13 protein-coding genes are annotated in these 12,907 nt (G+C 56.3%); 7 read left to right on the top strand and 6 right to left on the bottom strand.

What is annotated here, in order from left to right; all coding sequences use genetic code 11:
- Positions 1 to 178: 178 nt before the first annotated feature.
- Both lolD and BDE01S_RS03690 read right to left on the bottom strand, forming a co-directional pair.
- A complete protein-coding gene (lolD, locus tag BDE01S_RS03685; RefSeq protein WP_066077561.1) occupies positions 179 to 859 on the bottom strand; it encodes a lipoprotein-releasing ABC transporter ATP-binding protein LolD in 681 nt (226 codons plus the stop codon).
- The gene (locus tag BDE01S_RS03690) at positions 852 to 2,102 is read right to left on the bottom strand and encodes a lipoprotein-releasing ABC transporter permease subunit (RefSeq protein WP_066077563.1); all 1,251 of its coding nucleotides are present in this window, start codon (positions 2,100 to 2,102) and stop codon (positions 852 to 854) included. The genes lolD and BDE01S_RS03690 overlap by 8 nt, the downstream gene beginning before the upstream one ends.
- Before the next feature lie 218 nt (positions 2,103 to 2,320).
- Between BDE01S_RS03690 and BDE01S_RS03695 the strand changes: the two genes are divergently transcribed.
- A complete protein-coding gene (locus BDE01S_RS03695; protein WP_066077565.1) occupies positions 2,321 to 2,608 on the top strand; it encodes a hypothetical protein in 288 nt (95 codons plus the stop codon).
- A gap of 295 nt (positions 2,609 to 2,903) precedes the next feature.
- On the opposite strand, the gene BDE01S_RS03700 is transcribed toward BDE01S_RS03695, so the two are convergent.
- The 4 genes from BDE01S_RS03700 to BDE01S_RS03715 all read right to left on the bottom strand — a co-directional run bounded on the left by BDE01S_RS03700 (position 2,904) and on the right by BDE01S_RS03715 (position 5,097).
- Positions 2,904 to 3,317, bottom strand: coding sequence for a YidB family protein (locus tag BDE01S_RS03700; RefSeq protein WP_066077568.1), 414 nt, complete (start codon positions 3,315 to 3,317; stop codon positions 2,904 to 2,906).
- A 179-nt stretch (positions 3,318 to 3,496) separates the two neighbouring features.
- Complete coding sequence (gene ruvX, locus BDE01S_RS03705; protein WP_066077570.1) at positions 3,497 to 3,985, bottom strand: Holliday junction resolvase RuvX; 489 nt, start codon at positions 3,983 to 3,985, stop codon at positions 3,497 to 3,499.
- On the bottom strand, positions 3,978 to 4,526 hold the full coding sequence (locus BDE01S_RS03710) for a YqgE/AlgH family protein (RefSeq protein ID WP_066077572.1): 549 nt from the start codon (positions 4,524 to 4,526) through the stop codon (positions 3,978 to 3,980). Before BDE01S_RS03710 ends, ruvX begins: the two co-directional genes overlap by 8 nt.
- Before the next feature lie 22 nt (positions 4,527 to 4,548).
- Complete coding sequence (locus BDE01S_RS03715; protein ID WP_066077574.1) at positions 4,549 to 5,097, bottom strand: CreA family protein; 549 nt, start codon at positions 5,095 to 5,097, stop codon at positions 4,549 to 4,551.
- Positions 5,098 to 5,313: 216 nt separating this feature from the next.
- On the opposite strand from BDE01S_RS03715, the gene BDE01S_RS03720 reads away from it, so the two are divergent.
- The 6 genes from BDE01S_RS03720 to bfr (BDE01S_RS03745) all read left to right on the top strand — a co-directional run bounded on the left by BDE01S_RS03720 (position 5,314) and on the right by bfr (BDE01S_RS03745) (position 12,586).
- Positions 5,314 to 7,137, top strand: coding sequence for a peptidoglycan DD-metalloendopeptidase family protein (locus BDE01S_RS03720; protein ID WP_066077576.1), 1,824 nt, complete (start codon positions 5,314 to 5,316; stop codon positions 7,135 to 7,137).
- Between the two features lie 162 nt (positions 7,138 to 7,299).
- Entirely contained in the window at positions 7,300 to 8,805 is a 1,506-nt protein-coding gene (locus tag BDE01S_RS03725; protein WP_066077578.1) for a S41 family peptidase, read from the top strand.
- Between the two features lie 163 nt (positions 8,806 to 8,968).
- Positions 8,969 to 10,348 carry a DNA repair protein RadA gene (radA, locus tag BDE01S_RS03730; protein ID WP_066077580.1) on the top strand — a complete coding sequence of 460 codons (1,380 nt, stop codon included), beginning with the start codon at positions 8,969 to 8,971 and terminating at the stop codon, positions 10,346 to 10,348.
- Between the two features lie 32 nt (positions 10,349 to 10,380).
- Positions 10,381 to 11,271: a DMT family transporter gene (locus BDE01S_RS03735; protein ID WP_066077582.1), complete on the top strand. Its 891-nt coding sequence runs from the start codon at positions 10,381 to 10,383 to the stop codon at positions 11,269 to 11,271.
- A gap of 358 nt (positions 11,272 to 11,629) precedes the next feature.
- Positions 11,630 to 12,094 (top strand): bacterioferritin, encoded by a 465-nt coding sequence (gene bfr / locus BDE01S_RS03740; protein ID WP_066077584.1) that lies wholly within the window; start codon positions 11,630 to 11,632, stop codon positions 12,092 to 12,094.
- An 18-nt stretch (positions 12,095 to 12,112) separates the two neighbouring features.
- Positions 12,113 to 12,586 carry a bacterioferritin gene (gene bfr / locus BDE01S_RS03745; protein ID WP_066077586.1) on the top strand — a complete coding sequence of 158 codons (474 nt, stop codon included), beginning with the start codon at positions 12,113 to 12,115 and terminating at the stop codon, positions 12,584 to 12,586.
- Positions 12,587 to 12,907: the final 321 nt, after the last annotated feature.

The raw sequence follows: 12,907 nt of genomic DNA on the forward strand, positions 1-12,907 counted from the left end.
CGACTATATTTTCTTTGCCTTACGGCAAAGCGACGGGCAAGGATGCCCGTCCTACTGCCACTAATAACGGCAATAAAGATTTCTGTTTTGTAGGAGTTTCATAATCTATATCAATAACATACGCCAACCACAAAAAGCCGTCTGAAAACCACAGTTTTCAGACGGCCCGATACGGCATTTATTTACTCTGCAAACGCCCTTCGTTCATCATCATCACGCGCTCGAAACGCTCGGCCAGCTCATCGTCGTGCGTGACCACAATCAGGCTGGTGCCCAATTCGGTTTTCAAATCCAGCATCATATCCAGCACATTGCGGGCGTTTTTGCGGTCAAGATTCCCGGTCGGCTCGTCGGCCAGCAGGCATTTCGGCTCGGTCACCAATGCGCGGGCGATGGCGGCTCTTTGGCGCTCGCCGCCCGAAAGCTCGCTGGGGCGGTGCAGCATACGCTGCTTCAGGCCGACTTTGTCGAGCATGGCCGCGGCCTGCGCTTCCGCTTCGGTTTTCGGCTTTTTGGCAATCAGCAGCGGCATCATCACGTTTTCCAAAGCGGAAAACTCCGGCAGCAGGTGGTGAAACTGGTACACAAATCCCAGATAGCGGTTACGCAGCTGGCCGAGCTGCTTCTGGCTCATCTGCCCCAAGTCCTGCCCCATCAGCATCACGCGGCCTTCAGACGGCTTGTCCAGCCCGCCCAAAATGTGCAGCAGCGTGGATTTGCCGCTGCCGGAAGAGCCGATGATACTCACGCTCTCGCCCGCGCCCACGGCCAAATCCAGACCGGCCAGCACCTGCACGTTCAAGGCGCCGTCGTTGTAGCTTTTACCGACGTTTTCACATTCCAAAACCAGATTATTCATAACGCAAAGCCTCCGCCGGTTGGGTTTTGGCCGCGCGCCAGCTCGGATACAGCGTGGCGGCAAAGGCCAGCGCCAGCGAGATGGCGGCGATTACGGCCACGTCTTTCATATTGACATCGCTGGGCAGGTAATCAATGAAATACACCTGCGAATTAATCAGATGCACGCCGAAGAGTTTTTCAAAAAACGCCACGATTTTGCCGACGTTCCAGCCCAAAAGCACGCCGCACACCACGCCCGCGAGGGTGCCGAAAAAGCCGGCAAATGCGCCCTGCACCATAAAGATTTTCATGATGCCCGCCGGCGCCAATCCCAGTGTACGCAAAATCGCAATATCGGCCTGCTTCTCGGTCACCGCCATCACCAGCGAGGAAACCAGATTAAAGGCCGCCACCGCGATAATCAGCGTTAAGATAATAAACATCATGCGTTTTTCCAGCTCCACCGCTTCAAAATAGCTGCGGTTGCTGAAAGTCCAATCGCGCACCCACACCTGATCCTGCTGCGCGGCGGGAATCAGGTTGCGGATAAAGTCGGGCGCGTTTTGCGGCTCGGCCAGCTTCAGGCGCAGGCCGTGCACGCCGTCGCCCAGGCGGTACAGCACCTGCGCGTCTTGCAGATGCGTCATCGCCAGCGAATTATCCATTTCGTAAACGCCGGTTTTGACGATGCCCACCACGTTAAACTGCTTCAGGCGCGGCACCACGCCCGCCGGCGTGACATTGCCCTCGGGCGTAATCACCGTCACCTTGCCGCCCGGCTCCGCGCCCAGCGCCTGCGCCAGACCTTCGCCCAAAATAATGTCGAACTCGCCCGGCTTCAAATCATCAAAGCTGCCCGCCGGCATATCCTTGCCGTATTCGACCACGTTTTGTTCTTCAGACGGCAAAATCCCGCGAATCTGCACCCCGCGCACCTCGCCCGCGTTGGCCAGCAAAGCCTGGTCGGATACAAAAGGCGCGCTGGCCAATACCTCTTTCTTATCCTGCACAAACACGCGCAGGCTCTGCCAGCTCTCGCCGTTGCCGCTGTCGTAATAACCGATTTCCGCATGCGGCGCGACATTGAGCAGCTGGCCGCGGATTTCCTTTTGAAAGCCGTTCATCACCGACAGCACCACAATCAGCGCCGTCACACCCAGCGCGATGCCCGCGATGGAAATCATGGTGATAAACGACATAAAGCCGTTGCGTTTTTTTGCCCGCAGATAGCGCAGGCCGATCCAAGTTTCTAAAGAAGACATTCTGTTTGAGCTGCCTTTATGGGTTGGTACAGCCGGCTATTGTACCGCAAAACCGCCGCTGCCGTTTGCCCGCGCCCGCCGCACCGCACACAATGTAAAAACAGCCGAACATAAAGGAAAAGTCGGTAAAAACCGCCAAATTGCTTGCATAATCCGCCAAACCGACTTATCCTGACCCCGCTGTGTCCTGTTTCGGACACCTCCATAAGGAAAAAACGATGAAAACAACCAAATTCCTGGCACTGACCGCCGCAGCCGCAGGCTTGGCATTCAGCGTAAACGCGTATGCGGCCAAGGAAATCAAAATCAGCAGCAACAACACTTCATATTCCGATTCCGATGTACAAAAACTGGCCGCCACCGCCGTAGGCATGGGCGTGAAAGAGCCGGTCAGCCTGAACCGCGCGGGCGACAGCGTTACCGTGGGCGGCAGCAGCAGCACGCAATGTACGTTTAAAGTCGGCAGCGGCGCAGCCCTGCAGATTCAGGGCGTCAGCTGTAAATAAGGCTTTGACCCGGGTTTGATAAAAAAGCCGTCTGAAAATGGGATTTTCAGACGGCTTTTGGTATTTTTTGGGGTTTGTGATGACACTTTACACCTTGCCGGTTTCGCTTTTACGATAGGCTGATAGAAGTAGGACGGGCATCCTTGCCCGTCGTTTTGCCGTAAGGCAGAGCCGTAAGCCGGATTCCCCTGAATCCGACCTACCATTATCTAAAAAAAGCCGTCTGAAAATCCAATATTTCAGACGGCTTTTTTTATTGATTACAAACCGCGCGGTCAAAACCACGCGCACGGCTCTATTTCAAAAAGTTTTTCAATACCAGAGATGCCAAATCGTCCAAACCGAAGCCGTCGGCATCTTGCGCCGTGCCGTTCGGGGTGGCGGTGTCGATTACTTTCGGCAAAACCTGTGCCAGCAAATCGCTTGCCTGTTGGCCGTCCATGCCGAATTTGGCGGCGATTTGGCCGATGGTGTCGCTGCCCAGCGCGTTTTGCAGCTGGTTGCCGGATACGGGCATATTGTCTTGGTCGGCGGAAATCCAGCTGCTCAGCGCGTCGCCGAGACCGCCTTGCTGCAGGCGGCTGAGCAGGTTGCCCAGGCCGCCCTGCTGGCGTACCAAATCGATGGCCATATTCACCATAGAGCCTTGTTGGCTGTTGCCGCCCAATGCTTGCGAGGCGACGTTCAGCAGAGTGTCCATTAATGCCATAATGTGTCCTGTCTTTCTTGATATGCAGCCGGCTTTATCGAAAAACGGTTTTATCCGGCTGTAATGGGGGTTGAAAACGTCGGCAGTGTATCAAACTTCGGGTAAGCTTGACGAAGCCTTACGCAAATATACGAAAAGGCCGTCTGAAAATACGGCCTTCGCTGCGGTATGCACAATATTCAGACGGCTTTCTGTCCGCCGCCACCTGCTGCGCCATCTTCGCGTCCGTTAAAATACTCTGCCGCGCCGCATTCAAAAAAGCCCTGCAAAATCGCCTGCGCCGCCACTTGGTCGAGCACGGCTTTCTGCTTTTTGCCGAATACCTGCGCTTCGGCGAGCAGGCTTTCCGCATAGAGCGACGACATCCGCTCGTCCACCCAATATACGGGCAAACCAAAGCGCCCGTGCAGACGGCGGCCGAACTTGCGGCTCAGGCGCGTCAGCTCGTGTTCTCGGCCGTCGGCGTGTGTGGGCAGGCCGACCACCAGCTGCACCGGCCGCCATTCGGCCACCAGCTTGGCAATCGCTTCAAATTTGGCTTCGTTGCTGCTGCCGCTTACCGTCGCCAGCGGATGGCCCATGCCCACTTCGGCATCGCCCTGTGCCACGCCGATGCGGGCTTCGCCGAAATCGAAGGCCAAGGTCGTGCCTTTCGGTGCGCTATGCATGTCCCGCCCCCCGCAGCAAATCTTCCGGCGCAAAACCCAGCTTGGCAAAGGCCGCTGCGTAGCGCTGCTCGTAAGGTACGTCAAACAAAATATGCTCATCGGCAGGCAGGGTCAGCCATATATTGTCCGCCAGCTCCTGCTCAAGCTGCCCTTTATACCAGCTCGAATAGCCGATGCTGACCAAAGCCTTGCCGACTTTTTCCGTATCGGCCAGATTGTCGATGATGTCGCGCGAGGAGGTCAGCGCGATGTCGTCGCCGACGCGGATGCTGCTCTGCCAGTCGCCCGCCGGCGTGTGCACCACATAGCCGCGGTCAATCTGCACCGGGCCGCCCATCATCACGTTTTCATGCTGCATCCGCAGCGGGATGTTGCGTCCGCCCGCGGCATAAATCATATCGATGGAAATCGGCGAAGGCTTGTTGATGATGATGCCCAACGCGCCGTCTTCATTATGCTCGCACACGTAAATCACGCATTCGGCAAAAAACGGATCGTCCATATCGGGCATGGCCACCAAAAAATAATCGGTCAAATTCATATCTGCTCGTTTGTCGTTATGCTTATCCGGCTGCTGCGCCCGTGACCACGCACGCGCCGAACACCCGGGCATCCTGCGGCAGGTTTTCAGACGGCACGTCGGCTTTCGGCCCGCCGAAGCAGGATACCGCGCTTAAAGAATTTTTCGGCGAACCCTGCACGATTTTGTCGCTGTACACCAAATAAGCGAAAGCCTTACGCTTGGGGTCGTAGTAGCGGATAATCTGCTGGCTTTTAAACGCTATGCTCGCGCTGCGTTTAAACACCTGCTTGGGCTTCAACACCGCCGCTTCCGCATAGCTGATGCGCTCTGCCGTCTGCACGCAGGATACCGACGCATCGCTGGCGTCTTCTTCCAAATTGACTGTTTCCTTCAAGCCGCCTTTTTTGGCGTAGGAAATATAGCAGGACACGCCCTGCACATCCGGATCGTCGAAGCCTTCCACCTCGATGCGGTCGTTTTTACCCAACATATGAAACACCGTGCTGGCGCGGCCGATTTTGTCGGCATCGCTGCCGCCGCAGGCTGCCAGCACGCAGGCAGCCGCAGCGGCCGCAATCAATTTCTTCATCAATATACCCTTTTACGGCGGATAACAATCCTTACTATATAAGGGCCTTCGGGCAGATTGCAAGCACCCCGCCGCGCTGCGGGTAAAATCTCTCTGCCGCCTCAGCCTGCAATCCGAATGTAAACATCATCATTTTAGTCGGCAAACAGCGTTTTCAGACGGCCAGACAATCAGTATAATTCCCCGATTGCCGTGATTACGATAAAGAAAACCATCATGTCTTACAAACCCCTCCTGCTCGCCCTGATGCTCTGCTTCTCCGCACCTGCTTTCGCCGCTCCGGCCGCGCAGAAAGAAAAAGCCGCCGCTGCCAAGAAAACCGCAGCAGCCAAAAAAGAAACCACCAAAGCCGCACCGAAAGCTGCTGCGAAAAAAGAAACAGGCAAAAAAGAAGCGGCCAAAGACAAAACCGCATCGAAAAAAGACAGCACTAAAGACAAAGCCGCCGATAAGAAAAACACCCGCGCGGCAGAAAAAAGCGCGGCCAAATCCACCGCTAAAGCCGATGCCAAAAAGTCAGACGGCAAAACAGCCTCTGCCGCCAAAACCCGCACCGACAAAGCCGAAGCCGCAGCCAACGCTAAAAACGCCAAAAACACCGTCCGCAGCAAAGGCGACGACAAAAAAGCCGCCGCTTCAAGCAGCGCCAAGCCGCCTGAAAAAGCCGCAGCCAAACCCGCCGCACGCAAAGCCGCAGACAGCCGCTCAGCAGATGCCAAGTCCAAAGCCAAAACAGCCAACGCCAAAACCAAAGAGCCGGCCAAAGCCGATAAGCAAACCGCAGCCAAGAGCGGCAGCGCATCAGGCGATACGCCCGAGCTGCGTGCCGCCGTCAGCGCCGCCACCAACGACTTGGAAGCCAAGCAGGCACTCCAAAAGCGCACCGCAAGTTTTCTCGTGCGCGTCAACGGCAATCTGAAAGAAATCCAGCAGGCACGCAGCAACCTTTCCAATATCAACCGCCAGCAGCGCGATGCCTGGGACAAACTGCAAAAGCTCAGCCAAGACTTAAACAAGCTGCAAACCGAAGTGGCCAATACCCGCGCCCAAATCTCGCGCTTCGTCTCCGGCAACTATAAAAACAGCCAGCCCAACGCCGTGGCCCTATTTCTGAAAAACGCCGAGCCCGGCCAGAAAACCCGCTTCCTGCGCTACACCCGCTACATCAACAGCGCCAATGAAAAAGTCGTCAAAGACTTAGCCAAGCAGCAGCAGGATTTGAGCGCGCAGGAAAAACGCATCGGCCGCGAGCTGGCGCATCTGAAACGCCTGCAGGCCAATGCCCAAGCCGCGCTGAAAAAACAGGGCGCGCGTAATACCGCCGAGCAGGTGGCCGGCCGCCGCCAAAACAACAAAATGGCGCAGGAAGCCCAAAAAGCCGTTAAGCAGAAAGACAACGAGCAGCGTCTCAACACGCTGTTGAGCGATCTCGACAAGCAAAAAGCCGAGCAGCGCAAAAAAGAAGCCGAAGCGCGTAAAAAAGCCGCCGAAGCCCGCCTGGCCGCCGCCGAAAAAGCCCGCCGTGCCAAAGCAGCCGAAGCCGCCGCGCAGAAAAAAGCCGAGCAGGAGCGCGCCGCCCTGTCCAATCTGACCGAAGACGATATGAAGCTGCAAGCACCCAACGCAAGCAGCGCGGCAAGTTTGAGCAACCCCAACAGCTTCAGCCGCATGCAGGGCCGCCTGAGCAAGCCCGTCAACGGTATGCTCACCGGCCTGTTCGGCCAGCCGCGTGCCGACGGCGGCCTGTGGAAAGGCGTGTTCTACCAAAGCGTACCCGCCGCCGTACACAGCATCGCCGCCGGCAGCGTAACCTTCGCAGGCGATTTGGACGGCTACGGCAAAGTCGTCATCATCGACCACGGCGACAATTACGTCAGCGTATATTCCGGCCTGAGCGACACTGCTGTCGCCAAAGGCTACAGCGTCGGCGCCGGCCACAACATCGGCACCAGCGGCAAGCTGCCCGAGGGCGAAGAGGGTCTGTATCTTGAAATCCGCTATAAAGGCCAAAATATGAACCCCTTGTCGTGGATTAATTAAAGCGGATGAAAGCGGCGGCCAAGGTTTCCCTGCGCCGCCGCCCCTACAACCGCTAACATTTCCTTACCCTAAAACGCTTGTTTCTCCGGGCAGAATCGCATACAGTTTGCCCCATTGTTTTCAGGCCGTCTGAAAACGGCAGCAGAAAGAGAAAAAAACAGAATGTCCCACTCTACTTTGAAAAAAGTCGCACTCTACACCCTCGGCGCATTCAGCGGCATCGCCCTGAGCCTGAGCGTGCAGAGCTTTGCCGCAGAAAAAGACCAAAAAGACAAAGACGAAGCCCTGCCGGTGCAGTCCATCCGCACCATGGCCGAGGTGTACGGCCAAATCAAAGCCAATTATTACCAAGACAAATCCGATGCCGAGCTGTTTGAAGGCGCGATGAAAGGCATGGTCGGCGGCCTCGACCCGCATTCCGAATACATGGATAAAAAAGGCTATGCCGATTTGAAAGAATCCACCAGCGGCGAATTCGGCGGCCTGGGCATGGAAATCGGCCAGGAAGACGGCTTCATCAAAGTCGTCGCCCCGATTGAAGATACCCCCGCCGAACGCGCGGGCGTGAAAAGCGGCGACTTCATCGTCAAAATCGACAATGCATCCACGCGCGGCATGACCGTCAGCGAAGCCGTCAAAAAAATGCGCGGCAAGCCGGGTACCAAAATCACCCTGACCCTCTCGCGCAAAAATGCCGACAAACCCATCGTTGTCAACCTCACCCGCGCCATCATCAAAGTCAAGAGCGTGCGCCACCACCTGCTCGAGCCGGGCTACGGCTATATCCGCATCACCCAGTTCCAAGAGCGCACGGTTGCCGGCGTAAAAGCCGCGGCACAAGAATTGGCCAAGCAAAACAAAGCCCCGCTCAAAGGTCTGATTCTCGACCTGCGCGACGACCCCGGCGGCCTGCTTAACGGCGCAGTCGGCGTATCCGCAGCCTTCCTGCCCGGCAACGTCACCGTCGTCAGCACCAAAGGCCGCGACGGCAAAGCCGGCATGACGCTGAAATCCGTACCCGAAGACTACATCATCTCCAGCGGCCCCGATCCGCTGGAAGGCCTGCCCGCCGAGCTGAAAGACATTCCGATGACCGTGCTCATCAACTCCGGCTCCGCGTCCGCCTCCGAAATCGTGGCCGGCGCGCTGCAAGACCACAAACGCGCCGTCGTCGTCGGCACACAGAGCTTCGGCAAAGGCTCGGTGCAAACCGTGATTCCGCTTTCCAACGGCAGCGCGGTCAAAATCACCACCGCACTCTACTACACGCCGAATGACCGCTCCATCCAGGCGCAAGGCATCGTGCCCGATGTGGAAGTGAAAGATAAAGACCGCACCTACGAAAGCCGAGAAGCCGATTTGGTCGGCCATATCGGCAACCCGCTCGGCGGTGAAGACGTTAACGGCAAAGTCGAAGACGGCGCAGCGCAAGACAAAGAAGCAGAAAAACCGGCCGAAAAAGCCAAAGCCAAAACCGATAAGGAAAAAGAAGAAGACATCATCGCCCGCCGCACGCCGAACCCCGCCAAAGACGACCAGCTGCGTAAAGCCCTGGATTTGGTGAAAGATCCGGCCGAGTGGCAGAAGTCCTTAGGCTTGGCCGCGAAGAAACCCGCGCCGAAAAAAGAAAAAGGCAGCGATAAAGACGAAGCGAAAGACAAAGAATAAACTTCGGTCTCTTTGACGCCCATCATGCCGTCTGAATTTTCAGACGGCATTTTCTCGGGTCAGATGGCTCAAATAGGCAGCCGGGCGCAGCCGTAAACTCTTTTCAGACGGCCTTCCCGGCAAACAGGCCGTCTGAAAAAACCTTCCCACAAGAGCAAACATCATGGCCAAAGCTCCTAAAACCCTTTACCAATGCACCGAATGCGGCGGCACCGCCCCGAAATGGCAGGGCAAATGCTCGCATTGCGGCGAGTGGAACACCCTGCAGGAAAGCCTCGCCGCGCCCGAACCGAAAAACGCGCGTTTCCAATCTTGGGCGGCAGACGTATCGCAAGTGCAGCCGCTGGCATCCGTTACCGCCACCGAAGTGCCGCGCAATCCCACCGGCATGGGCGAACTCGACCGCGTATTGGGCGGCGGCTTAGTGGACGGTGCGGTGATTTTGCTCGGCGGCGACCCGGGCATCGGCAAATCCACGCTGCTGCTGCAAACCATTGCCAAAATGGCGCAGACGCGCAAGGTTTTGTATGTGTCGGGCGAAGAATCGGCGCAGCAAGTCGCCCTGCGCGCGCAGCGTTTGGAATTGCCGAGCGACGGCGTGAACCTGCTGGCCGAAATCCGCATGGAAGCCATTCAGACGGCCTTAAAGCAGCACGAGCCGCAAGTGGTGGTCATCGACTCCATTCAAACCATGTATTCCGACCAAATCACCTCCGCGCCCGGCTCGGTATCGCAAGTACGCGAATGCGCGGCGCAGCTCACGCGCATGGCCAAGCAAATGGGCATCGCCATGATTTTAGTCGGCCACGTCACCAAAGACGGCTCGATTGCCGGCCCCCGTGTGTTGGAGCATATGGTCGATACCGTTTTGTATTTCGAGGGCGACCAACATTCCAACTACCGCATGATACGCGCCATCAAAAACCGCTTCGGCGCGGCCAACGAATTGGGCGTGTTCGCCATGACGGAACACGGCTTGAAAGGCGTTTCCAATCCTTCGGCGATTTTCCTGGCCAGCTACCGCGGCGATGTACCCGGCTCGTGCGTACTCGTGACCCAAGAGGGCTCGCGCCCGCTGCTGGTGGAAATCCAAGCGCTGGTTGACGATGCCCACGGCTTTACCCCCAAGCGCCTCACCGTCGGCCTCGAGCAAAACCGCCTCGCCATGCTGCTGGCGGTGTTAAACCGCCACGGCGGCATTGCCTGCTTTGACCAAGATGTGTTTCTCAACGCCGTCGGCGGCGTAAAAATCGGCGAACCGGCAGCGGATTTGGCGGTGATACTCGCCATGCTTTCCAGCTTCCGCAACCGCCCGCTGCCGGAAAAAATGGTGGCTTTCGGCGAAATCGGCTTGAGCGGCGAAGTACGCCCCGTCGCCCGCGGGCAGGAGCGTTTGAAAGAAGCGGAAAAACTCGGCTTCAAACGGGCCATCGTGCCTAAAGCCAATATGCCGCGCAACGCCAAAGAGTTTCCGGGATTGGAAATTTTCGGCGTATCCAGCCTGCAGGAAGCGGTGGACATCTGCCGCCGCAGCGAAGATTAAACGCCCCAAATCCCCACACCACCGGAAAAAATATGCAGAACACCCCCGCCCAAAACCATGCCGCGCCGCTGCTGATTATCGGCTGTATCATTTTCGGCCTGGGCAGCCTGATTGTGAAATTCGTCGATGTCGGCTCCTATGCCATCGCTTTTTGGCGGCTGGCGATTTCCGCCGTCGTCTTCTGGCTGCTGGCCCGCTTTTTCGGGCAAAAGCTGCCTAAAAACCGCAAAGCCGTAATGTTTGCCCTGCTCTCGGGCGTATTTCTGGCGTTTGACCTGGCCTTGTGGCACGAAAGCATACACAGCGTCGGCCCCGGTATCTCCACGCTGCTCAACAGCCTGCAGATTTTCTTTCTCTCCGCCATCGGCTTCTGCTTTTACCAAGAGCGGCTCTCGCCGCTGCAAATTCTCAGCCTGCTGCTGGCCGTCGGCGGCGTCGCCTTAATCGCCAGCCCCGAATTCGGCCACAACAGCCATGCCGCGTGGGGCTTTGCCAGCGGCATTTTATCGGGCGCGATGCTGGCGCTTTCCATGGTCTATATCCGTAAAACCCACCAAGTCGAGCAAACCGCGCTGTTTCCGCTGATGATGCTCGTCAGCGTCGGCGGCATGCTCTCCCTGATTGCGCCCGCCCTGCTGTTCGACAGCGGCGCGCTGTATCCGACCACCTGGCGCGATATCGGCCTGGTGCTGATATACGGCGCAGTGATGCAGTGCTTCGCCTGGGGACTGATTGCCTATGCCATTCCCCTACTCTCACTCTCGCTGACCGGCCTGCTGCTGCTCTCCGAGCCGGTGGCAGCGCTGCTTATCGATTATTTCTGGCTCGACAAACCGATTAACCCGCTGCAATGGAGCGGCGCCGCGCTGACCCTGCTGGAGATTTACCTCGGCTCGCTGAAACCCAAACAGAAAGCGGTGTAACAGCCATACAGGCCGTCTGAAAAAGCCGTCTGAAAACGGAAATGCGTTTTCAGACGGCTTTTTTATAGCGCCCCTATCCCGCTCGCTATAAATATCCGCCTGCCGTTTAATTTCGCCTATGGTTAATCATGGTAAATATTTTTTAACGATAAGACGGATTATTAATTCCAATCGTGATAAAACCCGATAAAAAACAGCCCCTTAATTTTTTCCAATGTCATTTTCAGCGCTTTTCATATCTGATAATTGTTTGTATTTTAAATAGAAAATTTGTCAACCGCCGCAAATTTGCTACAATACGCGCATTCAGACAAACCAGCCTGCCGCACCGCAAACGGCAGCAAAAAGGAAACCTATCATGCAAGGCAATCAAGCTGTTTTAGATTACATGAACGAGCTGCTGGCAGGCGAGCTGGCCGCACGCGACCAATACTTCATCCACTCCCGCCTGTACTCCGAATGGGGCTACACCAAGCTCTTCGAGCGCCTGAACCACGAGATGGAAGAAGAAACCCAACACGCCGAAGACTTCATCCGCCGCATCCTGATGCTGGGCGGCACGCCGCAAATGACCCCGGCCGCGCTGAATATCGGCACCGACGTCATCTCCTGCCTCAAAGCCGACCTGAATACCGAATACGAAGTACGCGATGCCCTGAAAAAAGGCATCAAACTGTGCGAAGAAGTACAAGACTACGTCAGCCGCGACCTGATGGTTGCCCAGCTGAAAGACACTGAAGAAGACCACGCACACTGGCTGGAGCAGCAACTGCGCCTGATCGAGCTTATGGGCGAAGGCAACTACTACCAAAGCCAGCTGTAAGATTGCGGGAGGACACATATGAAAGGCGACCGCTTAGTCATCCGCGAGCTGAACAAAAACTTAGGCTTGCTGCTGGTAACCATCAACCAATACTTCCTGCACGCCCGCATCCTGAAAAACTGGGGCTTGGAAGAATTGGGCGAACATTTCTACAAACAATCCATCGTCGAAATGAAAGCCGCCGACGACCTGATTGAGCGCATCCTGCTGCTGGAAGGCCTGCCCAACCTGCAAGAGCTGGGCAAGCTGCTGATTGGTGAAAACACCGAAGAAATCATCGCCTGCGACCTGCAGAAAGAACAGGAAAAGCACGAAGCCCTGGCCGCCGCCATCGCCGTGTGCGAAGCGCAGCAAGACTACGTCAGCCGCAACCTGCTCGAAAAACAGAAAGACACCAACGAAGAACACATCGATTGGCTGGAAACCCAACAGGAATTGATCGCCAAACTCGGCCTGCCCAATTACCTGCAAACCGGGGCGCAAGAGGACTAAAACACAACCACTGCCAAACACAAGCAGCCCCCTGCGCCAAACGGCATATCCGCACAGGATATGCCGTTTTTTTCTCAAAGCGGATGTAAGCGACACAAAAGAGATAAAAAAGGCCGTCTGAAAAAATGCAGATTTTCAGACGGCTTGTTTGTCACCAAATGCGACAAACGACAAAAGAGCACAAACAGTCGCCCGCGTCATGCCTTATGCCATGCTTGGAAACATTAAAAAGCCGCCTGAAAATCACGAATTTTCAGACGGCTTTCTCCATTACTTAACTGACAACAACTATCCGCTTTGCCGCGAATACAGCAGTAGGTC

Source organism: Bergeriella denitrificans NBRC 102155 (assembly GCF_001592185.1).
Taxonomy (GTDB): Bacteria; Pseudomonadota; Gammaproteobacteria; order Burkholderiales; family Neisseriaceae; genus Neisseria; species Neisseria denitrificans.

Excerpts from the sequence above, each read along its gene's own strand:
- BDE01S_RS03710 (WP_066077572.1), bottom strand. The coding sequence starts at position 4,526 with ATGAATTTGACCGATTATTTTTTGGTGGCCATGCCCGATATGGACGAT.
- radA (WP_066077580.1), top strand. The coding sequence starts at position 8,969 with ATGGCCAAAGCTCCTAAAACCCTTTACCAATGCACCGAATGCGGCGGC.
- BDE01S_RS03695 (WP_066077565.1), top strand. The coding sequence starts at position 2,321 with ATGAAAACAACCAAATTCCTGGCACTGACCGCCGCAGCCGCAGGCTTG.
- BDE01S_RS03735 (WP_066077582.1), top strand. The coding sequence starts at position 10,381 with ATGCAGAACACCCCCGCCCAAAACCATGCCGCGCCGCTGCTGATTATC.
- BDE01S_RS03720 (WP_066077576.1), top strand. The coding sequence starts at position 5,314 with ATGTCTTACAAACCCCTCCTGCTCGCCCTGATGCTCTGCTTCTCCGCA.
- ruvX (WP_066077570.1), bottom strand. The coding sequence starts at position 3,985 with ATGCATAGCGCACCGAAAGGCACGACCTTGGCCTTCGATTTCGGCGAA.
- BDE01S_RS03725 (WP_066077578.1), top strand. The coding sequence starts at position 7,300 with ATGTCCCACTCTACTTTGAAAAAAGTCGCACTCTACACCCTCGGCGCA.
- BDE01S_RS03690 (WP_066077563.1), bottom strand. The coding sequence starts at position 2,102 with ATGTCTTCTTTAGAAACTTGGATCGGCCTGCGCTATCTGCGGGCAAAA.
- bfr (WP_066077586.1), top strand. The coding sequence starts at position 12,113 with ATGAAAGGCGACCGCTTAGTCATCCGCGAGCTGAACAAAAACTTAGGC.
- BDE01S_RS03700 (WP_066077568.1), bottom strand. The coding sequence starts at position 3,317 with ATGGCATTAATGGACACTCTGCTGAACGTCGCCTCGCAAGCATTGGGC.
- BDE01S_RS03715 (WP_066077574.1), bottom strand. The coding sequence starts at position 5,097 with ATGAAGAAATTGATTGCGGCCGCTGCGGCTGCCTGCGTGCTGGCAGCC.
- lolD (WP_066077561.1), bottom strand. The coding sequence starts at position 859 with ATGAATAATCTGGTTTTGGAATGTGAAAACGTCGGTAAAAGCTACAAC.
- bfr (WP_066077584.1), top strand. The coding sequence starts at position 11,630 with ATGCAAGGCAATCAAGCTGTTTTAGATTACATGAACGAGCTGCTGGCA.